The organism is Gordonia oleivorans, assembly GCF_040044975.1.
GTDB lineage: Bacteria > Actinomycetota > Actinomycetes > Mycobacteriales > Mycobacteriaceae > Gordonia > Gordonia oleivorans.
Genome location: NZ_JBDZDI010000036.1, coordinates 1 through 21,101, shown reverse-complemented (window position 1 = coordinate 21,101; position 21,101 = coordinate 1). Strand labels below are relative to the sequence as shown.

Genomic DNA, 21,101 nt, shown 5'->3' with positions numbered 1-21,101 from the left:
ACTCACCCGTTCGCCACTCGAGTACCCCCGAAGGGGCCTTTCCGTTCGACTTGCATGTGTTAAGCACGCCGCCAGCGTTCGTCCTGAGCCAGGATCAAACTCTCCATGAAAAAACACTGAAACAAAAGTTTCAACACAATCTCAGCCAGAGAGACAAAAAGAACCTGACCAAAAAACAATCCAAAAAACTGGCAAAAAACAAACTCACAAACACCACCCCACAACACGCAGGGCAGCATCACAAATAAGATTCGCTTCATACCATTCAAAAAATGGCATCAAACAATCCACCAACACACTATCGAGTTCTCAAAGAACACACACCCACCCGAACTACTCCCAGAGGAAGCAGCCTCGGTGAAGGCTTGGTTCGTGCCCTGTCGGGCGGTTCCCGTCCATCTCCCTGGCACATGACTGTGCTCGAGAAATTTCTCGGGGGCGGTCTGCGCAGGCCCGGTTTCCTCTCCCCTGGTGAGTCCCTCTCGGGCCCTCCGGGGCGGCGCCGCGGCGCGCTGACTCGATATAAGTTACGCACCACCGTGCCGTTTTACAAATCGCCTGGTCAGACGCGTATTTTCAGCACTTCTGAGCCACCAGGACGACGTTCCCCGGCCCTTCGTTGGGAAGAACCGGGGAACCGTACGTGCCAGAGGGCGGCGGGACTAGTCAGCAGTTCCGGAGCATGATGCGGTTGCGGCGGGACCAGAGCTCGTATTGGTGCTGATCACCTTCTCGCCCTGCTTGATCGTGCAGGTGATCGAACCCGAAGCGTCGAAGTCATTGGTCGCTGTCAGGGAGACGAACTTGCCCAGACCACTGATCTGGACGTCCTTCGTCCACGGCAGCGCGGCGTTGGTGTCTTGCGACACGTTCACATCGTTGGTCGTGTAGGTGACGCTGGACGCCTGACCTTCGCCGGTGACCTCGTAGGTGACCGTCACGGTGCGATTCGATTCGTTGTCGATCGACTCAGCCGCTCCTCCGATGAGCGCGACGCATCCGCCGACGAACGCGATGATCACGATGACGACCGCCAGCAGAATCCACGGCCAGATCTTCCGCTTCTTCGGCGGCTGCGGCGGTGGATATCCTTGGCCGGCATAGGGCTGCTGGGGATACCGCTGTCCGCCGCCATACGGTTGGTTCGCGCCAAACGGCTGCCCGCCCTGATATGGCTGCCCCTGCCCATATGGCTCGCCGGCGCCGGGCTGTTGCGGATTGTTGGGATCGGTCACGGGAGTGTTCCTTTCACTCCGGGTCGCATCGTTGCGTCTCCGAGGTTCTTGCGGCTCATACCGCGCTACGTGCGGCGGCGATGCAACGGCTTCGACATCTGAGCCTGGCGCCCGATGTTCGACTCGATGCCCTCTGTCCAGCTCGAGCGAGTTCGCGGCAGTTCCTTGTGAGGCGGGCCGCGGACCACGACATGTGAGGTTGTCGCATAGTTCCGCTTTGCGTAACCCGCGTCACGACAAGTGCATCGCCGGTTGCCTGCGATTTCGTTACCGAACCTCACAGATCGTTCTCGGTGGGTGCGCTCACTGCTCGGCCGCGCACGCCGACGTCAGCGGCACAACACGTTGACCTGCGCCCCCCAGTCGGATGAAACCCGGCCACGACCGGCGCCAACGCCACAACCACGTGGGATGATCCGTCACGTCCACCAGGACTCGGCCCGAGGAGCGGCGCATGACCGAGAGAAGTCCGAAGGTGACACCCGCACAGGGCGAGGCGTGGGCACGAGCCCTGGCCCCGGTGCTGTTCCCCGGAGAGATCGTCTGGGCCTTCGCGACCGCGAGTCGGTACAACCCGTTCTCCGTCGCCACGGCGATCACCAATGCACGCGTCATCGGCTTCACCACCTCGGGCGACCCGCTTCAACGAGTCACCAGCGAGGTACGGGCGGATGACATCGTGGGCTTCGACCTGTCGGTCCGGCAGGGCCTGCTGCCATCTCTGGTGGTGACCGCCGGCTTCGGTGAGACCGACTTCGGGAAGTTCCAGCCCGGCGAAGCCGCGTACCTCCATCACGTCCTCACCGAACTGCATCGTCGGGGAACCGATCCGGTGGTGCCGCTGCCACCGCGACACCGCGTCGACTCCTCAGCCGCCGAGCTCAGCCCCTCTGCGGGGAGTGATGTCGACGAATCGCCGGACCTTCCAGCGGCGGCGTCGGCGCCTCAGTCCTCTCCCGCGGCCTCGGCACCGAGTCTCGCGCAGGAGATCGCCCAGCTCGCCGAACTGCATCAGCAGGGCATTCTCGACGACGATGAGTTCCGCGCCGCCAAGCAGGCCGCGATCACCGCGATGGCGAGCCGCGGACGGTCGACGAGCCTGAAGAAGGGTGGATGAGCGCCGATCCGTCCGCGTGCGAGGATCGGGCGTTTGATGGAGCAGCGTGAGGCGAGGGGAGCGTCGTGACCGAGTTGAGCCCGAAGGTGAAGCCCAAGCGGGCCGAGAAGTGGTCGGAGAAGCTCGCACCCGTCCTCGGTCCCGGCGAGTTGGTCTGGGCGTTCGTGACCGCCAGCCGCTTCAAGCCGATGTCCGAAGGCACGGCCATCACCAACACCCGAGTCGTCGGTTTCGTGACCTACGGAAAGCCCGACAAGCAGGTCATCTACGAGGTCTCGGCCGCGGACATCGCCTCATTCGAGCTGACCGGCAAGAAGGGCGGGATGCCCCAACTCGTCGTCACCACGCCGGAGGGCGAGGTGAACTTCGGCGGCTTCGACAGCGAGGAAGAGGCCTTCATCCGCCACTACCTCACCTATCTCCAGAGACAGGGAAGCCACCCGGCCGGCAGCGCGCCCGTCGTACGAACCATGCAGGCCCCGGCCATGCCTTCTTCGTTTGCCGTGCCCACAGCTCCGGACCCAACTCCCGCCGCGGACTCATCACACGTCGGTTCGGTTCCGGCTGGTGCGCAGCCGCCGGCAGAGACCGGCACCGGCTCGGGCATCGCCGACGAGATCGAACGGCTTGCCGGTCTTTATGAGCGGGGCCTGCTCGACGCGGACGAGTTCCGCGCCGCCAAACAGATTGCGCTCACACATCTCGCACGAGCCAATCGCAGCGTCAGCCTGCAGAAGGGGAGCTGACGCCGACGGCCACGCTCGGCGATCGCCCTCGCGTCACCAATGCCACGCATCCGACCCGACATTGCGGGCGGTGCGTTGCAGCACCCGGATGGTGGTCTCGTAGTCGGAGTCGGAGATTCCTTGCCGTCGCTCGATCTCCAACTCGCGTTGCACCTCGGCCGCGTGCCGGAAGCGTTCTGCGCCGGATTCGGTGAGTGCCAACCGCCCGTCGTCGTCGTGTATCCAGCCCTTGGACCGGGCGTCGACGATGGCGTGGCGAATGGCCTGATCTGTGTCGTTGGGTCCGATGATCGTGATCACCTCGTCCACGCCGATCCCGCCGTCGTGCAGCGAGAGTTGGTGCAGGAGCCACCATTCGGGTTGCGACACACCGACCTCGGCGAGCCGGGAGCGCGTACGGGTGCGGATCGCCGATCCCACCCGCGCGGTCCAGAATCCGATGGGTTGACGACGGGCCGGTTGCATCTGTCGGGTCATACCCGACGACGGTAGGAGTTCAACTTCACTTGAAGTCAAGGTGTGGGCGGCGCCGCCTGAACCACCGGTACGTCGTCACACACGGTGACAGGATGGACCACCATGGACGACGCCACGCTCATGCGGTTGCCCAAGGCGGAGTTGCATCTGCACATCGAGGGCACGCTCGAACCGGAGATGGCGTTCACTCTCGCCCATCGCAACGGGGTCACGTTGCCCTACGCCGACGTCGACGAGCTCCGGCGGGCGCATGCCTTCACCGATCTGCCCGACTTTCTCGACCTCTACTACGCCTGCATGGCGGTCCTGAGAACCGAGGAGGACTTCGCCGATCTGGCGTCGGCGTATCTGCGGACCGCCGCGACGCAGGGTGTCCGGCATGCCGAGATCTTCTTCGACCCGCAGGCCCACACATCGCGGGGTGTCCCGTTGTCGGCGGTGATCACCGGGCTGCGCCGGGGCCTGGACGCGGCATCGGCCGGGACCGGCACACACGCAGAACTGATCGCGTGCCTCCTGCGCGATCGACCGGTCGCCGAGGCCCATGCCACCCTCGACGCGCTGGAACCCTACGTCGGCACCGTCATCGGCGTCGGACTGGATTCGGCCGAGGTCGGTTATCCGCCAGGACAATTCGCGGAGGTGTTCACCCGGGCGCGGGAGGCCGGCCTGCATGTGGTGGCTCATGCCGGCGAAGAAGGACCGCCGAGTTACATCTGGGAGGCCCTCGACGTTCTCGGCGTCGAACGCGTCGATCACGGGATTCGGTGCATGGAGGACACCGCCCTGGTGCGACGATTGGCTGCCGATCGGACCCCACTGACGGCGTGTCCGCTGTCGAATGTCCGGCTACGTGCGGTCGATGACCTGCGCGAACATCCGCTGCCCGCGATGCTCGAGGCGGGCCTGATGGTGACCCTCAACTCCGACGACCCGGCCTACTTCGGTGGCTACGTCGCCGACACGTACCGTGAGGTCCAGCATGCCCTGGCAATCGACGACGCGACCCTGATCACCTTGGCGCGCAATTCATTTCACGCGTTATTCATCGACGAGCAGCGTGCGCGAGCCCTCCTCGCGGAGGTGGACGACCCGCGGTGAGATCCGCGGGCCGTCCACCGTCGGTGATGCTCTACTTGAAGACGTCGAGCTTGCCGAACTTCTCGGCCAGCAGGTAGTACACCGCCAGGCGCGGATTGGACTTGCCGTCCTTCATGCCGGCCAACACGTCGGCGATGGCCTTGTCGAGATCGGCGTCGCTGTCGGTGAGACCGAGCTTCTTCTTGAGGAAGTTCTCCCGCACGGTCTTCAGTTCGGCGGGATCACTCGCCGACACCAGCGCCGCATCTCGATTGCGAAGTGCGAGTGCATAGGTGGATGCCATCTTGTCGATGACGGCTGTATCGGCGTTCGGCGCGTAGGCGAGAACGGTGTCACGGGCATCGGACATCTCGGACCTCCAGTGGATGATGTCGAATTGTGTTGACCCCGTTCGCCCACACTACGCGGGTCCGGAGGACGCTCGTGGCGATTCACCATCCACAGACCTGGTTTCATCCACAGGGTCGCCGCCGCATCGACCGGCATCGGCGCAGGTGAGGGGTACGAGTCCGTACGCTCGGCGCACACCGATCGCGATCCTGGGGGAACACCATGAGCGACAACGATTTCGACAACACCGAGTTCGACAGCAGCGAGTTCGACACGGCCATCGACGACGCCTGGCGCCGCTACCGCATCGACCTCGCCGACCGATTGCACGACGTGACACCCACGTCCGGCTTCGCGGTGAGCGCCGACCCCGAGGGGACCGCGGCGCAGATTCGCATCGAGATCTCGGCAACGGTGACGCGGCGCGTCCGGCTCACGGTGCACCCCTTTGACCTGTATCGGGACAGCGGACGATTCCCGCGCCAGCTCGAGGCGATGAACTCGCTGGGCTGGCGGCATCAGTTCGACGGCGACTTCATCGCCGAGGGTGACACGCAGCGCGCGGACGAGTTGGCGGCCCTGATCGTCGTCACGCTGCGTGAGGTCGGCGACGTGTTGCACCCGTCGATGCTGTCGCAGCCGGGTGAGAAGCCGCCGTGCCTCGCCGAACCCCTCATCGAGGTCGGGCAGCGCACCCGGAGTTCGGCTCATCTGCGCGGTCTGGTGGTGGACGCGCTGGAGGCGATCGCCGGGGTTGCCCCCGACGTCGACGACCTGGGCGATCTGCACCTCCCGACGCTGCCCGTACCCACGTCGATGAGCATCCACGCCGACGCTCCGCGCATCGAGCTGTGGGCCTCGCTGAACGACGCCGCCACCCATCCCGACGACGCCGCCATGCTGGTGGCGCGGCAGCGGACGTCGAATCCGTACGTCTGTCTCGTCGCCCGCGGCACGCGGATCTACGCCCACCTCCTGCTCGAGTCGACCGTCTTCCATCGCGAGAATCTCGAATCGGCGCTGGGCAATTGGAATGAGTTCCTGCGCCACGATGCGCAGCGGCTGCTCGTCGCCCTGGATGATGCGGCGCGGCGGGCACCCGAGCGCCGTCGGGTGCGGCGTCACGGTGAGGCTGCGGCGTGATGGGTTGCCGAAGCCTGATGGGTTGCCGCGGGTGTCGGTGCGGTTGTGCACGGGTGCGGCTCGGCCACGCCATGCTGTCGGTGGCATCCCGTACCGTCTTGATCGAACACAAGTTCTACGACGACACCTTGGGGGCACGATGACCACATCCGGTTACGACGCACTGGTCGAGCAGGCATGGGAGGAGTTCGCCGCCACGCTGCGTGTGCGTTTCGCCGCGTTGGAACGCGGGCAGTTCATCGAGTTCGCGCTCTCCGACGCGACCACGTGGCGCACCCTCATCGAGGTCACGGTCACCGGGTCGAAACGGGTGCGCGCCGGCATCGGCAGTCCCGCCTTTCAGCCCATGCTCCCCCTCAACGCCATCGCCAATCGCCTCCGCGAGACCGGTGCGGGCGAATGGAAGAAGATCCGGCACCAGGTCGTGTATGAGGTGGGTCGGCGAACAATCGATGACCTGATCGCGCAGATCATCGCCGCACTCCGCGGCCTGTGGGACCTTCCGCATCCGTCGTTCGTCACGGTCCACGATCCGTTCGGGCCGCGTGACGCACCGGCGCCCCCGCCGGCGGTGCCCGATGCTCCGAAACGCCACCTGAGCAGCGTCCCCGATCTGCCGAGCGCGCAACCGGAACACGGGCACGCCGACGCCCACGACAACGCCGGTCCCCTCGACGATGAATGTAGCTGTCCCACAACGACGGCCATCCGGATCACCGCCCCGGATCAGCTGATCACCCTTGCCCGGGATGTGCTGTCGGCGTTGGTGCATCGGGAACTCGAGATCGATGATCACGAGATGATCGAACTGCCCTTGACGGACGAGATCGCGTCGCGTGTCGTGGTCTGCGAGGCGGGGCCGCGTCTGGAGTTCGTCGCCACTCTCGGTCACCGGATTCCACCTGCTGCGGTACTCGCGCAACTGGTCACCGACTACAGCGCGCGGCTCTCGCACGTCACGCTGGTGATCGACAACGGACATCTGTTCGCCCGGTACTCCCTCGAGTGCGCGGTGTTCCACCCCGACAATCTCCAGGCCGCCTGGCAGCTGTGGATGGATTTCGTCAATTCCGTTGGGCGCGACATCGTGTCGTTGCTGAACGGAGGTGGTCCCGGCACCCACGAGTGCGCCCACAGCTCGGTGCCCATCGGCATGCAGACCCTGCTCAGGATCTTCATCGAGGACGGGTTGTCCGCCGAACGCACCGCGCATCTGGTCAGCGGCAAGGTCGATCGGCTCCGCGAGTATGCGGCGGTGTGTGCGGAGATGATCGAAGAATGGCGGACAAGGGAGAACGAATCCCGGAATCGTCACGCCCCAGTGGAGGATACGCAGATGTGCGCCACGATGGCCGCCGACCTCACCATCTTCGCAACCGTGCTCACCGAGGCCATCCTGCTGCTCGAGCGACCGACCGGCTGATCGGCCGGCCGCCCGCCCTAGGCTGGGGTGCATGCATGTGGTCATCTATGGCGCCGGCGCGATCGGCGGGGTCATCGGCGCTCACCTGTTCGCGTCGGGCACGCCGACCACGCTGGTGGCGCGCGGCACGCATCTGCAGGCGATCCGGGGGAAGGGGCTGATCCTCGACACCGACGGTGGTCTTCTGGTGCAGCCGATCCCGAGCGCCCGCAGCGCCGCCGAAGTCGACTGGACCGACGACTCCGTGGTCCTGGTGTGCGTCAAGAGTCAGCAGACCGCCGCGGCTCTGGACGACCTGCGGGCGCACGCGCCGTCGGATATTCCGATCGTGTCGGCGCAGAACGGGGTGGCCAACGAACCGGCCCTCCTCCGGGTGTTCCCGCGCGTGTACTCGGTGTGCGTCATGCTGCCGGCCTGGCACGTGGATCCCGGTGTGGTGGTGCAGGGGTCGTCGGCGGCACCGGGCATCCTCGACGTGGGCCGCTTCCCCGGTGGCGTCGACGCCGTCGCCGACGAACTGTCCGAACGGTTTCGGGCGGCGTCGTTCCCGTCGCGGACCCGACGCGACATCACCGCGTGGAAGTACCGCAAACTGATCACCAATCTGGGCAACGGCGTCGACGCGTGCTACCGCGACGACGGGTACGCTCGTGCCGAACTGACGCGTCGGGCCCGCGCCGAAGGGGAGGCCGTCCTGGCCGCTGCCGGTATCGAGGCGGTCAGCGACGCCACCGACAAAGAGCGGCGCGCCAACCACATTCAGCGTCGTCGCAGCGGTGCCGAGGGCGGCGGCAACTCGACGTGGCAGAGCGTCGAGCGCGGCGACGGCACCAGTGAGATCGACTACCTGTCCGGTGAGATCGTGTTGCTCGGCCGCCTGCACGGGATGCCGACACCGGTCAACGCGCTGGTGCAATCCGAAACCGCTCGCGTGGTGCGCGAACACCTGGCGGCGGAAAGTCTCGATCCGGTCGAAGCGCTGCGCGGGCTCGACTCCGCCGGGTGAGGTGCTCCGTGAATCCGTGAGGATTCTGCTGCGGCAACACCGGATTCGTCGTCGGAGGCCGGTTCGGCGCAAGAGTACTGCCGCCGTTCACCCCACCCTCGACGTGGCGCTGCGCTGCGTTCACCGACGCCCGGCTCACTGGGCGGGTGCGCATCGTCCAACTGGCGAACTTCTACGGTGAGCGCTCGGGTGGGTTGCGCACGGCCGTGGACCGCTGGGGTGCGGGCTACCTCGCCGCCGGACACGAGGTCGTCCTCGTCGTCCCGGGCTCGGCGCCCGACGAACAGATCATGCCCTCAGGTGTCGTGAGGATCTCGGTACCGGCACCACGAATCCCGTTCTTCGGCGGCTACCGGCTGGCCTCGGCGCGTCGCGTCGCTGACGTGCTCGAGCACCTGCGTCCGGACGCGCTCGAGGTGTCGGATCGATTGACGCTGCGCGGATTCGGCGCCTGGGCACGGCGGCGCGACATCCACTCGACGATGGTCTCGCATGAGCGACTGGACCGCCTGCTGTCGCTGTTCCTTCCGACCTCGATCGCCCGGGCGCTGGCCGATCGCGCCAATGCCGACACCGTCCGCTCTTACGACTCCGTGGTCTGCACAACCGATTTCGCGGCCGCCGAGTTCGAACGCATCGGCGCGAACAACCTGGTGCGCGCACCGCTCGGCGTCGACCTCGATCAGTTCGCGCCCCGTCACCTCGACCCGCAGCTCAGTGCCCGCTGGACCGACGGAACCGCGACGCTGCTCACCCACTGCGGACGCCTCTCGGTGGAGAAACGCGCCGACCGATCGGTCACCGCGGTGGGCCGCCTGCATCGCGCCGGGGTACCCGTTCACCTGGTGGTCGCCGGAGACGGACCGATGCGTGGCGCCCTCCAGCATGCGGCGCGGGGACTGCCGGTGACCTTCCTCGGTCACCTCGCCGACCGCGGGCAGGTCGCGGCGCTCCTGGCCAGCACCGATGTCTCGCTGGCACCCGGACCGCACGAGACGTTCTGCCTGTCGGCCCTGGAATCGTTGGCGTCGGGCACACCGGTCGTGGGGTCACGGTCGTCGGCGGTGGCCGGCATGGTCGACGAGTCGTGTGGTGCCCTCGCCGACAATTCCGGTAGCGGGTTCGCAGACGCCATCGAACGGGTCCTCACCATCCCCCGGCATGACCGGGAACGTGCCGCACGCGAACGTGCCACCCGATTCCAGTGGCCCGACTCGGTGACGCGGATGCTCGCGGTGCATGCGGGCGGGGTGTGATCGGCAACGGTCACAGGCCGACGATGCCGTACCCGTGGATCTTGCGGTAGATCGAACTGCGCGACATTCCCAGCGCCTGAGCCGCGCGGACCCGGTTCCCGCCCGCCTCACCGAGGGCCGCGATGATCGCGTCACGCTCGGTGACCTCGATGGGCGTGAGCACGCGACGCGCGGTGGTGCGGCAGAAGCCGGGGAGGTCCTCCGGCTGAATCTCTCCGACCGGGCGCACCCGCACCGCCCACTCGAGCGCGGTGCGCAGCTGAGTCAGGTTCTGCGGCCAGGAGAAGGCGGCCAGCACGCGCAGCGCCTGCGGACTGACCCTGGTGTTGCGTTGTGGTGCAATGCCTTTGAGTATGTCGTCGATCAGGACTTCCAGGTCCGGTCCGCGCAGCCGGAGCGGCGGCAGGTGCACGGCGCGAACGAAGCGGCCTAGCAGATCGGTGTACGGGCCGACCGCGTCGTCATGCAACGTGTCGATGGTCGCACCGACGACGGTCCCTGACCGATCCGCCGCCTCGAGTAGTGTGCGCACGCCGGGCAGCGCCTCGGTGGACAGCCGCTCGAGGTGACGGATCACCATCAGCCCACCCGGCGATGCCGTGACCGCGCGCGTGAGGGTCTCGATGTCATGCGGCGCCTCGGTGTCCACGACGACCACCGGATGTGTGGTGTCGGCGTTCTGGTAGGCCTCGATGAGAATGGACCGGCGCCCCGACCCGGGTTCGCCGATGACGATCGTCGCCTCGCCGTCGGCGAGCGCCCGGGCCACATCCCGATAGGCCGTCACCCACGCGGGACTACGCATCCGGTGCGGCCGCCCGGCACCGGCGTCCGACGGCGCCGCGGGTCCTGCGGTCACCGCACGGTCACCACGGGACGGCGTCACCGTGGTGCGCACCTCGTCGAGCAGCAGCACCACCCCCGCGGAGTCACCGGCGCCGACGTGGGATGCCCGCATCCGGATAAGCCGACCGTTGTCGAGGGTGACCGTGTGAATGGCGTTCTCCTGCTTGGTCATCAGGAACTGTGCGTACTGGCCGATGGTGTTCTGTTCCTCGGGACCGAGTAGTGCCCGGGCCGATTCGTTGACCATCACCGTCTCGCCGACCGCCATCACGGCCTGCCCGGATCGGGCACTCGCCCGCAGGTACAACTCGAACAACGCGCGCGTCGGCTGACTGCGATCGAGCAACAGGTTGCGGCCGATGTCGGCGGCAGCGGACCGTACGAGCGCCTCCACCAGACCGTTCCAGCTCTGCACCAGCGTGCTCACGTCCAGCACCCCGGCGACCCGGCCCGTCATCGGATCCAGGATCGGGGCGCCGGTGCACGCGAACTGCACCAGGGACTGATTGAAGTGCTCGGACCCCACGACGCTGACCGGCGCTCCCACCTCGAACACCGTGCCCACCCCGTTGGTCCCGACACCACTCTCCTCGAAGGAGAAACCCCGATCGAAATCGACGCGGTCGAGGACGCGGCCGACCGCGGCGGAACAGTCGCGGCGCTCCACGATCCGCGCACGCGCATCCGTCAACGCGATGGTCACCGGGACGTCGGACATGTCGTCGGCGAGCCGTTCCAGGACGGGGCGAGCACACCGCGAGAGCCGGGAATCGAAATCGATGTCGTCGTGGTACTTCACCCGATAGCGGTCAGCGTCCAGCCCCGCGGAGCGACTGCGCGCCCAGGAGGCCGCGACCACGTCGCCCACTCCGGCCGCGCCCTCGGGTCCGTACTCCAGGAAGTCTGCGCGAGCGGCTGCGATTCGCAGTTGCTGGTCTCGCGGGTCGGCCACTCGGCTCCTCTCGTCGCGGCCACACACCTCATGTGACACATGCCACACCCGATTATTCCCTCCCGCCGGCCGCTCGACCACCGCCGATCGGACAGGTTGAACGTCCCAATTTGGGACATGGCCGAGGTGTGAGACAGGTCAACCATCGGTGCTCACGTGATCGTTCTCACACTCACTGGAGGAAACAATGGCCGATACGACACTCGACGCGATGGTGATCGGAGCCGGCGTCGCCGGACTGTACGAACTGCATCAACTCCGCGAACAGGGCCTGCGGGTCCGCGCCTACGACACCGCATCCGGTGTGGGTGGCACCTGGTACTGGAACCGCTACCCCGGCGCGAAGTTCGACTCCGAGGCCTACATCTACCAGTACCTCTTCGACGAGGACCTCTACAACGGCTGGAGTTGGAGCCAGCGATTCCCCGGTCAGGCCGAGATCGAGCAGTGGCTCAACTATGTCGCCGACGCACTCGACCTTCGGCGAGACATCTCGTTCAACACCACGATCGAGCGCGCCGAGTTCGACGAGGACACCAACCGATGGACCGTGACCACCGACTCCGGTGAAACCATCGACACCCAGTACCTGATCACCTGCTGCGGGATGCTCTCGGCACCGATGTCCGACATGTTCCCGGGCCAGCAGGACTTCGCGGGACAGATCTTCCACACCGCGCGCTGGCCGCGCGACGGCGTCGACCTCGCCGGCAAACGCGTCGGCGTCATCGGTAACGGTGCCACCGGCATTCAGGTCATTCAGACCATCGCCGACGAGGTGGGGCACCTCGACGTCTTCATCCGCACTCCGCAGTACGCGTTGCCGATGAAGAATCCGAGCTACGGCCCCGACGAGGTCGCCTGGTACAAGTCGCGGTTGCCCGAGTTCCAGCAGAATCTGCCCAACACCTTCACCGGTTTCGAGTACGACTTCACCGACGCGTGGGACGACCTCACCCCCGAGCAGCGCCTGGCCCGGCTCGAGGACGACTACGAGAACGGCTCACTCAAGCTGTGGCTGGCATCGTTCGCCGAGATGTTCTCCGACGAGGAAGTCAGTGAGGAGATCTCGGAGTTCGTGCGGCAGAAGATGCGGGCCCGGCTGCAGGACCCGGAACTCGAGAAACTCCTGATCCCCACCGACTACGGTTTCGGCACCCACCGCGTTCCGCTGGAGACCAACTTCCTCGAGGTCTTCCACCGCGACAACGTCGACGCCGTCCCGGTCAAGAACAACCCGATCACACGGATCGCGCCCGAGGGCATCGTCCTGGCCGACGGCACCGTCTACGAACTCGACGTCATCGTCATGGCGACCGGCTTCGACGCCGGGACCGGCGCCCTGACCCGCATCGACATCCGTGGCCGCGGCGGCCGATCCCTCGCCGAGGACTGGGGCCGCGACATCCGCACCACGATGGGCCTGATGGTGCACGGCTACCCCAACATGCTGACCACCGCGGTGCCGCTCGCACCGTCGGCCGCCCTGTGCAACATGACCACCTGCCTGCAACAGCAGACCGAGTGGATCGCCGACGCCATCGCGTACATGCGCGCCCACGACAAGACCGTCATCGAGCCGACCGAGGAGGGCGAGGAGGCCTGGGTGACACACCACGACGAACTCGCCGACGCCAACCTCATCTCCAAGACCAACTCCTGGTACACCGGCTCCAACGTGCCCGGCAAGCCGCGGCGGGTGTTGTCCTACGTCGGCGGCGTGGGCGCCTACCGGGCCGCCACGCTCGAGGCCGCGGCCGCCGGCTACAAGGGCTTCGCACTGTCCTGATGACCGGCCACACTCCAGGAAACCCACGAAAGGTTCATTGATATGTCCACCACAGCAACAGCTTTCGACAAGGCAGTGTTTCAGCGCGCCGCCGACGGGGTACTCCGGTCCGCGGTCGACGCCGAGCAACCGGTCGCCGGCGTCGTGGCAATGGTCACCGACCGCGACGGCACCGTGTACGAGGGCGCCGCCGGACAGCGCCGGCTCGGCGGCGACGCGGAGATCACCACCGACGACGTGTTCGCGATCTTCTCCACCACCAAGGCCATCACGGCGACCGCCGCGCTCCAACTCGTCGAAGAAGGACTGCTCGACCTCGACCGTCCCGCATCGGATTACGCACCCGAGATCGGCGATCTGCAGGTGATCGAGGGTTTCGACGCCGACGGCGAACCGATCCTGCGGGCCCCGCGGTCCTACCCGACGACACGCCAACTCCTCACCCACACAGGAGGATTTGGCTACGACTTCTTCGACGAGAAGTACGCGCGACTCGCCGGGGAGAAGGGGCAGCCCAGCGTCATCACCGCGTCGAAGGCGGCGCTGACCACGCCTCTGCTGTTCGATCCGGGTGAGCGGTGGCAGTACGGCACCAACATCGACTGGGTCGGTCAGGTGGTGGAACGTCTTCGCGGGCAACGACTCGGCGACGTCTTCGCCGAGCGGATCTTCGGCCCACTCGGCATCGAGAACATGAGCTTCGTCCTGCGCGACGACTTCCGTTCCCGACTCGCCGAGATGCACGCCCGCAACGCCGACGGGTCGCTGACGCCGATGGACTTCGAGCTGCCGTCACCGCCGGAGATCGACTTCGGTGGTCACGGCCTCTACGGCACCGTCGGCGACTACATGAAGTTCATCCGCATGTGGCTCAATGACGGCGCCGGAGAGCACGGCCGGGTGCTGCGCAAGGACACCGTCGAGATGGCCGTGCGCAATCATCTCGGTGATCTGCCGGTGACGATGCTGCCCGGTGTCATCCCCTCACTGTCCAACGATGCCGAATTCTTTCCCGGACAGTCGAAGTCGTGGTCGTTGCCGTTCATGATCAACAACGAGGAGGCTCCGACCGGACGGCCGGCAGGCGCGCTCGGATGGGCGGGGTTGGCGAACCTCTTCTACTGGATCGACCGTGAGAACGGCTATGGCGGATACTGGGCCACCCAGATCCTGCCGTTCGGCGATCCGACGTCGTTCACCAAGTACATGGAGTTCGAGACGGCGTTCTACCGGGTGTTGAAGGGCTGACGCGAACTTCGTGATCGCTGGACGGCTGTTCCGGCGGCGGGCTCGGACACTTTGGTGTCCGAGCCCGTTACGTTGGGCTGCGTTGTCATCTCTGCACACCGTGGGGACGGAACCAGCTGCACCTCAACAGGTCTCGAGGCTCGTCGCTGGCGCTCCTCACTCCTCGACCGGCGAAAAGGGTTTCGACGAGGCTCATCGCAAGGCTTTCGCTCCTCATACCCAGACCGCCGCCGACCGCCGCCGGTGAGCGCCCCCACCCCGCCGGTCGAGTGCGCCGCGCGAGCGAAGCGAGCTCGTCGCGTATCGAGACCTCGCAAGCCGAAAACCCAACGCACGCACCAGCCACACCCCACCAGGTCTCGAGGCTCGTCGCTGGCGCTCCTCACTCCTCGACCGGCGAAAAGGGTTTCGACGAGGCTCACCGCAAGGCTTTCGCTCCTCATACCCAGACCGCCGCCGACCGCCGCCGGTGAGCGCCCCCACCCCGCCGGTCGAGTGCGCCGCGCGAGCGAAGCGAGCTCGTCGCGTATCGAGACCTCGCAAGCCGAGAACCCAACGCATGCACCAGCCACACCCCACCAGGTCTCGAGGCTCGTCGCCCCAGGGGCTCCTCACTCCTCGACCGGCGGAAGGAAGCTTCCAGCGGAAGGGGTGTACCAGCTGAAGGGGTCTACCGGCGGAAGGGGGCTACCAGCGGAAGGGTGGCCGACCAGCGGGATAGGGTCGGGACCTCGCCCAACGGGAGTGTGTGGCCGTCAGCCGTTGTACGCCCACACCGACACCCAGTCGACCTGAAGGTGGCCGGCGCTGTTGCCGTTGCCGTTGGTCTCGGCCTGGAGCTGCCAGCGCATCGGACCGCTGGGGACGAACAGGGTGCTGTCAAGGACCACGGTGTTGTCCAGGAGATAGCGGATGCGGCCCGGGCTCCATTCCATGGTGTAGGTGTGCCACTGCGTGAAGGAGGCGTCGATGTCGGTTGCCACCGCCTGACATCCGCTGCAGGCGCCCACGCCCGAATAGTGGTGGAAGCCTCCGGCGTTGCCGGCCAGGCCACCTTCGGGGAAGTCGAACTCTCCGTCCTGTGGCCACACTTCGGATTGCGGCCACAGCAGGAAGGCCACGTAGTACTCGTTCAGGCCGGGACGGTCGACGCGCATGCGGACCGAGTACCGGCCATAGGACTGGTACTGACTCGTTCCGGTGATCAGCGGTGACGGATTGGCACCGGCGGGTTTGCCGTCGACCTGATGGAGGTAGAAGTCCAAGGTGCCGCCCGTCACGCTGAGCACGGCGTCGGGTCGGTAGGGACGTTTCTGATAGGTGTCTAGATAGCACCGCGGGTATGTACGCCACTTCTGACCTTGTGCACCGGTGTAGACGATCTTGTCCGGTTCACAGGAATTCGCCCAGGAACCGATTGCGGCATCCTTGGTGAATTCATCGACGAAGATGTGTCGCCACCCGGTGAGATCTCCCGACGGTGCCGCCTGACCGGACGGATTGGTCACCGCTGCAGACGTCGTCGGTGGTGCGGTCGTCGTGGTCGACGGCGTCGTCGTCGCCGGCGCTGCCGTTGTCGTGGTTGTGGTGGTGGTGCTCGTGGTGACGGCGCTCAGCGTCCACTTCTGGTTCGTCGCTCCGCTACAGGTGCGCAGGGAGACCGCTCCGGACGCTGCGGTCAGACAGTAGGAGGTCCCGCCGGGCCTCAGTGAGCTGTTCGCTCCTTGCTTCCACTTCTGCGCGGAAGATGTTGAGCAGTTTGCGATTTGCAGGTTTCGGCCGTTGGCGATCACACCTCCGACCGGTTGCAGACAGAACCCTTGCACCACCGCCCGACCGGAGGAGTCCATCGTCCATCGTTGATTCGCCTGGCCGTTGCACGAGTACAACAGCACCCCGTTGCCGGCGCGCGCGATCGCACCGGAATTGTCGAGGCATTGTCCATTCAGGTTCGCCTTGACCGTATACGTCGTGTCCGCGGCGGAGGCCGTACCGACAGCGAGAATTGCCGCAGCACTGACAATGAACACCGTCGAAACACAGAGAAGAATTCGGGCTGTATGTGACCTTCTCGGCCGTTTCATGAGGATGACGGTAACCCCATTTCAGGCAAAGCGTCCGACGATTTCTTGAATGCCCAGAAATAGGCGTGGAATCGCGCCGGAAAGCGTGCGTCGTCATTGTCACTCCCGTCGGGTCGGCCCGGGGTCGTCCCGAGGTGCGGCCATGCGGTGGACCGCGCGGCACGCCTCACCGTCCCCGAGTCGTACCGTGGACCCGTGGCAGGAGCACGGCAGCCGCTTCGCGTGGGCCAGATCATCACCGGCGATACCGGTCACCGCTATCGCATCGATGGTGCGCTGGACGGCGGTGGTTTCGGCGTCGTGTACCGGGCGGCCCGGCTGGCGCAGACCAGCGATCGGGTGATCCGGCACGTCTGCGTGAAAGTGTGTGCCAGTGCCGCGGACTGGCACGGCGAGGCACATATGGGGAATCTGCTCGCCGGACGCCGCGAGGTCGTCGAGATCGTCGACTCGTTCGCCTTCGGTACCGGCTCGCGTGGGGTGACCCGGTATGTGATCGTGTCCGAGCTGATGCGGGAGGGAACGGTCGGCGATCTCGTCGACGATCCCGAGTGGAACGGATGGCCGCCGGCGCGTGTGCGCCGCGAACTGCGCGACCTGCTCGGGGTACTCAAACTGATGCACGCGGCGGGGGTGACTCATCGAGACATCAAGCCCACCAACGTGTTTCTGCGCGACGGGCATCTGGCGCTCGGTGACTTCGGGATCGCCAAGCATTCGTTGACACCCGGCGGGTCGTCGCTGGACGCCTACACCCCCGCCTACATGCCGGCCGACGTCGACCAGTACCGGCATTGGGGTACCTGGCTCGACATCTATCAGGTCGGGTTGCTGGCCTGCACCCTGCTCACCGGGCGGGACTGGACCAACGATGACGTGTCCCGGATCCGTGATCTGCGCGCTCCCGACGACCTCACGTGCTGGATCTGGCATGCGACGGCGGCACGGGGCCTGCGCTACGTCGACGGCACCGCCGCGCTCGAGGCGATCGGGTCCCTCCGCGCCGTCGACATGGGCGGCACGCGTGGCCCCGCGTCGCTGCGTGATCAGCGGGTGGTGGTCACCGGCCGCTTCGAGACCGGCACCCAGGATGAACTCCGCGATCTCATCGAGGACGCGGGCGGCGTCGTGCAGTCGGCGGTCAGCGACGACACGTCGGTGTTGGTGCGGGCACATCAGATCGACAACACGGTCGGCGGATTCGAGGGACGGAAGCTGTTCTCGGTGCGTGAACGCAAGCGCCGCGGCCAGACCATCCACGTGATCGATGAGCACCGCCTGTGCCGGCTGGTGGGTCTGAGCCCGGTCTGACCGACCGGCGGACGCCCACTCGACGGAAAACAGCGCACACTCGACGCGGAACAGCGCCCACTCGACGCGAAACAGCGCCCACTCGACGGGAATCGGCGCCCACTCGACGCGGCGAGGACCGATAATCCTCGGCATGGCATCGCTGTCGGGGCTCGCTCGACTCTTCCCGGGTCTGCACACCCTGCTGCATTACGAACGGTCGTGGCTTCGAGGTGACCTCGTCGCCGGGATCGTGGTGACCGCCCTGCTGATCCCGGCCGGCATGGGCTACGCCGAGGTCGCCGGGCTCCCACCGGTCACCGGCCTCTACGCGACGATCGTCCCGCTGCTGGTCTACGCGTTCGTCGGACCCTCCCGCATCCTGGTGTTGGGGCCCGACTCCTCGCTCGCCCCGATCATCGCCGCGGCCATCATCCCCCTCGCCGTCGTCGACGAGGACCGGATCGCCCTGGCCGGAGTGCTGGCAATCGAGGTCGGCCTGGTGCTGGTGGTCGCAGCGCTGCTGCGGCTCGGATTCGTCACCGACCTGCTGAGCAAACCCATCCGCATCGGCTACCTCAACGGCATCGCGCTCATCGTGCTGCTGAGCCAACTCCCCAAACTCCTCGGCTTCAGCATCGAGGGAGATTCGGCGATCGAGCAGGTCCGCGACATCGTGTACGCAGTGACGCATTCCGAGATCGAGTGGTTGCCCGCGGTCATCGGCATCGTCTGTCTGGCGGTGATCTTCGGCCTCAAACGCTGGCGCAAGTCCATTCCCGGAGTACTCGTCGCCGTCGTCGGCGCGATCATCGTCGTCGCGGCCTTCGGATGGCAGGACCGTCTTCCGGTGGCCGGTGCGATGCCCCGTGGACTACCGTCGCCGCACCTGGGTGGGGTGAGTTGGCACGACGCCCTGTCCCTGCTCGGACCGGCCGCCGGCATCGCGCTCATCGCCTTCGCCGACACGAGCGTGCTGTCGCGGACCTTCGCCGCCCGCGCCGGCACCGCGGTCAATCCCAATCAGGAGATGGGTGCGGTCGGCGCGGCGAACATCGCCGGTGGATTCCTCGGTGGTTTCGCCGTCTCCGCGTCGTCGTCTCGCACCCCGGTCGCCGAACAGGCAGGCGCGCGAACACAATTGGCATCCCTCGTCGGCGCGGTGCTGATCGTCGTCTTCATTCTGGTGGCCCCGAATGTCACCGCCTACCTGCCGTCAGCGGCACTGGCGGCGGTGGTCATCTCCGCGGCCGTCTCACTCGTCGACATCCGCGGCACCGCGGCGTTGTTCCGCATCAACCGGGTCGACGGGGCGCTGAGCGTCGTCGCCTTCCTCGGCGTGGCGCTGGTCGGCGTGCTCCAGGGCATCATCGTCGCCGTGGTGCTGTCGCTGGTGGCGTTCGTCAACCTGGCGTGGCGGCCGTATCGCACCGAACTCGGCCGCGTACCCGGCCTGCGGGGCTACCACGACCTCACCCGGCATCCGGACGCCGAACCCATCGACGGCGTCGTCATCATCCGCTTCGACGCCCCGCTGTTCTTCGCCAACGGCGGAATGTTCGACGACTACGTCCGGTCCCGGGTCGTCGCCGCGCTGGCCGACGGACGCAGCGTGCGCACCGTCATCATCGCCGCCGAACCGATCACCGAGATCGACTCGACCGCCGTCGACGAGTTGGTGGAACTCGACGACTTCCTCCGATCCCAGGACATGAAACTCGTCCTGGCGGAAATGAAGGACCCGGTGCGTGATCAGCTCACCCGCTATCAGCTCGAGGTCGACGGTCGGCCGCGATTCGACGATTCGTCGTTCGCCCCCACCACCGGCGCCAAGATCGACGAGATCACCGGACACCTGCGCAGCGACATCGACCCGGCCGGGTGAGGTCCCATCCGGCCGGGTCGTCGAGTCTTCGACGGTTGACGCTCGCCGCGATGTCCCCGACGTAAGGGTCATACAAACAGTGGGATCCTGCGTCGCAACCCCTCCAGGGTTCCCGGTCAGACCGTAGCCTCGCTTTAGCAACAGGTCCGAAGGGAAACGGCATGGGCGATTTCGACGGCACCATCGGAGCGGCCTGGAGCGAGTACCGCGTCGAGCTCGCCGACCGCCTGGCCCACCTCGCGCCGGGTGCTTCGGTGCTCGCCGAACAGAACCACTCCATCCCCGAGGGCGCCCACGGCGTCGTCGAGTTCACCGTCACCGACGACGACCGGATCTGCGCGACCATCAACTCCGGGGACCTGCACTCGCATCCGGAGACACGGACCGAGCAGATCTGGGGTCTCGGGGTGCTCGGCTGGACTCGGACCGGCGACCACCACTTCCGATCCACCGCCACCCGCGACGATGCCGACGACCTCGCCGCCCGAGTGATCGCCACATTCCGCGAGGTCTGGGATGTCCTACACCCCACCTTCCTCGACGACCCGCACGCCGCTCCCCGCGAATGGGCCCGCGAGGTGGTCACCATCGCCCACAACCACAGCGACCTGCGCGCCATGGTGCACGCGGCGCTGGAATCGATGTCGGGCCGTCCGGTGGTCGTCGACCCCGACGGTGACATCCCGATGCCGACGGGCGAGACCTCCTCGTGGCTGCGCATCCTCACCGATCGCCCCACGGTCGAGTTCTTCGGCACGGTCGTCGACTCCGCCCCCGACCTCGGGCGCGCCTACGAGTTCATCGCGACCAGCACCCTGCCGTTCACGGGGATCAAGCTGATCATGCATGACCGATGCATGGTCGCGGTGCTCACCGTCGAGGTCTCCGCCTTCTCCCGACAGAACCTGGCGGCCGGGATAGCTCAGTGGCTGAACTTCATGGACTTCGGCCGTGCCCAGATCCAGGCGGCGTTGGCCGACGACGACACGATCCCCGCCGACACCGGGTCTTTGACGGGTGGGTCCGGGTCCGCCGACACCGACGGGACCCTGAAGCACCCCAGGTTTCGTGCCACCTCGTTGGTGGGCTACCTGCTGGTAGTGACCCCAGCGTAGTAGGTTGCCTCGTACTCGTTGGGCGGGACCAGGCCGATCGACCCGTGTAACCGGGTGG

Annotated in this window: 18 protein-coding genes, 1 rRNA gene and 1 pseudogene; 13 read left to right on the top strand and 7 right to left on the bottom strand. The window is 66.5% G+C overall.

The annotated features are described in order from the left end of the window. Window positions 1-110 (bottom strand): 16S ribosomal RNA (locus ABLE92_RS25640); the annotation flags it as partial. 552 nt (window positions 111-662) lie between these two features. Beyond that, window positions 663-1,235 (bottom strand): hypothetical protein, encoded by a 573-nt coding sequence (locus ABLE92_RS25635; RefSeq protein WP_348807636.1) that lies wholly within the window; start codon window positions 1,233-1,235, stop codon window positions 663-665. A 454-nt stretch (window positions 1,236-1,689) separates the two neighbouring features. On the opposite strand from ABLE92_RS25635, the gene ABLE92_RS25630 reads away from it, so the two are divergent. Beyond that, complete coding sequence (locus ABLE92_RS25630) at window positions 1,690-2,352, top strand: SHOCT domain-containing protein (protein ID WP_348807635.1); 663 nt, start codon at window positions 1,690-1,692, stop codon at window positions 2,350-2,352. A 65-nt stretch (window positions 2,353-2,417) separates the two neighbouring features. Then, entirely contained in the window at window positions 2,418-3,098 is a 681-nt protein-coding gene (locus tag ABLE92_RS25625) for a hypothetical protein (RefSeq protein WP_348807634.1), read from the top strand. A gap of 33 nt (window positions 3,099-3,131) precedes the next feature. Here ABLE92_RS25625 and ABLE92_RS25620 read toward each other — a convergent pair whose 3' ends face one another. Then, on the bottom strand, window positions 3,132-3,575 hold the full coding sequence (locus tag ABLE92_RS25620) for a MarR family winged helix-turn-helix transcriptional regulator (RefSeq protein ID WP_348807633.1): 444 nt from the start codon (window positions 3,573-3,575) through the stop codon (window positions 3,132-3,134). 102 nt (window positions 3,576-3,677) lie between these two features. On the opposite strand from ABLE92_RS25620, the gene ABLE92_RS25615 reads away from it, so the two are divergent. Continuing rightward, the gene (locus tag ABLE92_RS25615; RefSeq protein ID WP_348807632.1) at window positions 3,678-4,676 is read left to right on the top strand and encodes an adenosine deaminase; all 999 of its coding nucleotides are present in this window, start codon (window positions 3,678-3,680) and stop codon (window positions 4,674-4,676) included. A 31-nt stretch (window positions 4,677-4,707) separates the two neighbouring features. Here the strand turns inward: ABLE92_RS25615 and ABLE92_RS25610 are convergent, their stop codons facing one another. Beyond that, the gene (locus ABLE92_RS25610; protein ID WP_348807631.1) at window positions 4,708-5,025 is read right to left on the bottom strand and encodes a DUF2853 family protein; all 318 of its coding nucleotides are present in this window, start codon (window positions 5,023-5,025) and stop codon (window positions 4,708-4,710) included. A 203-nt stretch (window positions 5,026-5,228) separates the two neighbouring features. Here ABLE92_RS25610 and ABLE92_RS25605 point away from each other — a divergent pair, with 203 nt between their 5' ends. From ABLE92_RS25605 to ABLE92_RS25590, 4 genes are all read left to right on the top strand, one after another. Beyond that, the gene (locus tag ABLE92_RS25605) at window positions 5,229-6,149 is read left to right on the top strand and encodes a TY-Chap domain-containing protein (protein ID WP_348807630.1); all 921 of its coding nucleotides are present in this window, start codon (window positions 5,229-5,231) and stop codon (window positions 6,147-6,149) included. Between the two features lie 139 nt (window positions 6,150-6,288). Continuing rightward, window positions 6,289-7,572 (top strand): TY-Chap domain-containing protein, encoded by a 1,284-nt coding sequence (locus tag ABLE92_RS25600; RefSeq protein ID WP_348807629.1) that lies wholly within the window; start codon window positions 6,289-6,291, stop codon window positions 7,570-7,572. A gap of 31 nt (window positions 7,573-7,603) precedes the next feature. Beyond that, window positions 7,604-8,578 (top strand): ketopantoate reductase family protein, encoded by a 975-nt coding sequence (locus ABLE92_RS25595; RefSeq protein ID WP_348807628.1) that lies wholly within the window; start codon window positions 7,604-7,606, stop codon window positions 8,576-8,578. A 146-nt stretch (window positions 8,579-8,724) separates the two neighbouring features. After that, window positions 8,725-9,834, top strand: a complete 1,110-nt coding sequence (locus ABLE92_RS25590) for a glycosyltransferase (protein WP_348807627.1) — start codon at window positions 8,725-8,727, stop codon at window positions 9,832-9,834. A 10-nt stretch (window positions 9,835-9,844) separates the two neighbouring features. On the opposite strand, the gene ABLE92_RS25585 is transcribed toward ABLE92_RS25590, so the two are convergent. Further along, a complete protein-coding gene (locus tag ABLE92_RS25585) occupies window positions 9,845-11,632 on the bottom strand; it encodes a sigma-54-dependent Fis family transcriptional regulator (RefSeq protein WP_348807626.1) in 1,788 nt (595 codons plus the stop codon). Window positions 11,633-11,819: 187 nt separating this feature from the next. Between ABLE92_RS25585 and ABLE92_RS25580 the strand changes: the two genes are divergently transcribed. Further along, window positions 11,820-13,421, top strand: a complete 1,602-nt coding sequence (locus ABLE92_RS25580; protein WP_348807625.1) for a flavin-containing monooxygenase — start codon at window positions 11,820-11,822, stop codon at window positions 13,419-13,421. 42 nt (window positions 13,422-13,463) lie between these two features. Continuing rightward, the gene (gene acmB, locus ABLE92_RS25575) at window positions 13,464-14,669 is read left to right on the top strand and encodes a methyl acetate hydrolase AcmB (protein WP_348807624.1); all 1,206 of its coding nucleotides are present in this window, start codon (window positions 13,464-13,466) and stop codon (window positions 14,667-14,669) included. Between the two features lie 755 nt (window positions 14,670-15,424). On the opposite strand, the gene ABLE92_RS25570 is transcribed toward acmB, so the two are convergent. Continuing rightward, complete coding sequence (locus ABLE92_RS25570) at window positions 15,425-16,177, bottom strand: glycoside hydrolase family 16 protein (protein WP_348807637.1); 753 nt, start codon at window positions 16,175-16,177, stop codon at window positions 15,425-15,427. On the opposite strand from ABLE92_RS25570, the gene ABLE92_RS25565 reads away from it, so the two are divergent. Continuing rightward, the gene (locus ABLE92_RS25565; RefSeq protein WP_348807638.1) at window positions 16,170-16,358 is read left to right on the top strand and encodes a hypothetical protein; all 189 of its coding nucleotides are present in this window, start codon (window positions 16,170-16,172) and stop codon (window positions 16,356-16,358) included. The genes ABLE92_RS25570 and ABLE92_RS25565 overlap by 8 nt on opposite strands. Here the strand turns inward: ABLE92_RS25565 and ABLE92_RS25560 are convergent. Beyond that, a pseudogene (locus tag ABLE92_RS25560) lies at window positions 16,349-16,753 on the bottom strand (ricin-type beta-trefoil lectin domain protein); the annotation flags it as partial. The gene ABLE92_RS25565 and the pseudogene ABLE92_RS25560 sit on opposite strands and share 10 nt — an antisense overlap. 195 nt (window positions 16,754-16,948) lie before the next feature. Here ABLE92_RS25560 and ABLE92_RS25555 point away from each other — a divergent pair. The 3 genes from ABLE92_RS25555 (at window position 16,949) to ABLE92_RS25545 (ending at window position 21,043) form a co-directional block, all read left to right on the top strand. Beyond that, entirely contained in the window at window positions 16,949-18,064 is a 1,116-nt protein-coding gene (locus tag ABLE92_RS25555) for a protein kinase domain-containing protein (RefSeq protein WP_348807623.1), read from the top strand. A gap of 133 nt (window positions 18,065-18,197) precedes the next feature. Next, complete coding sequence (locus tag ABLE92_RS25550) at window positions 18,198-19,928, top strand: SulP family inorganic anion transporter (RefSeq protein ID WP_348807622.1); 1,731 nt, start codon at window positions 18,198-18,200, stop codon at window positions 19,926-19,928. Window positions 19,929-20,089: 161 nt separating this feature from the next. Then, a complete protein-coding gene (locus ABLE92_RS25545; protein ID WP_348807621.1) occupies window positions 20,090-21,043 on the top strand; it encodes a TY-Chap domain-containing protein in 954 nt (317 codons plus the stop codon). Window positions 21,044-21,101 lie beyond the last annotated feature (58 nt).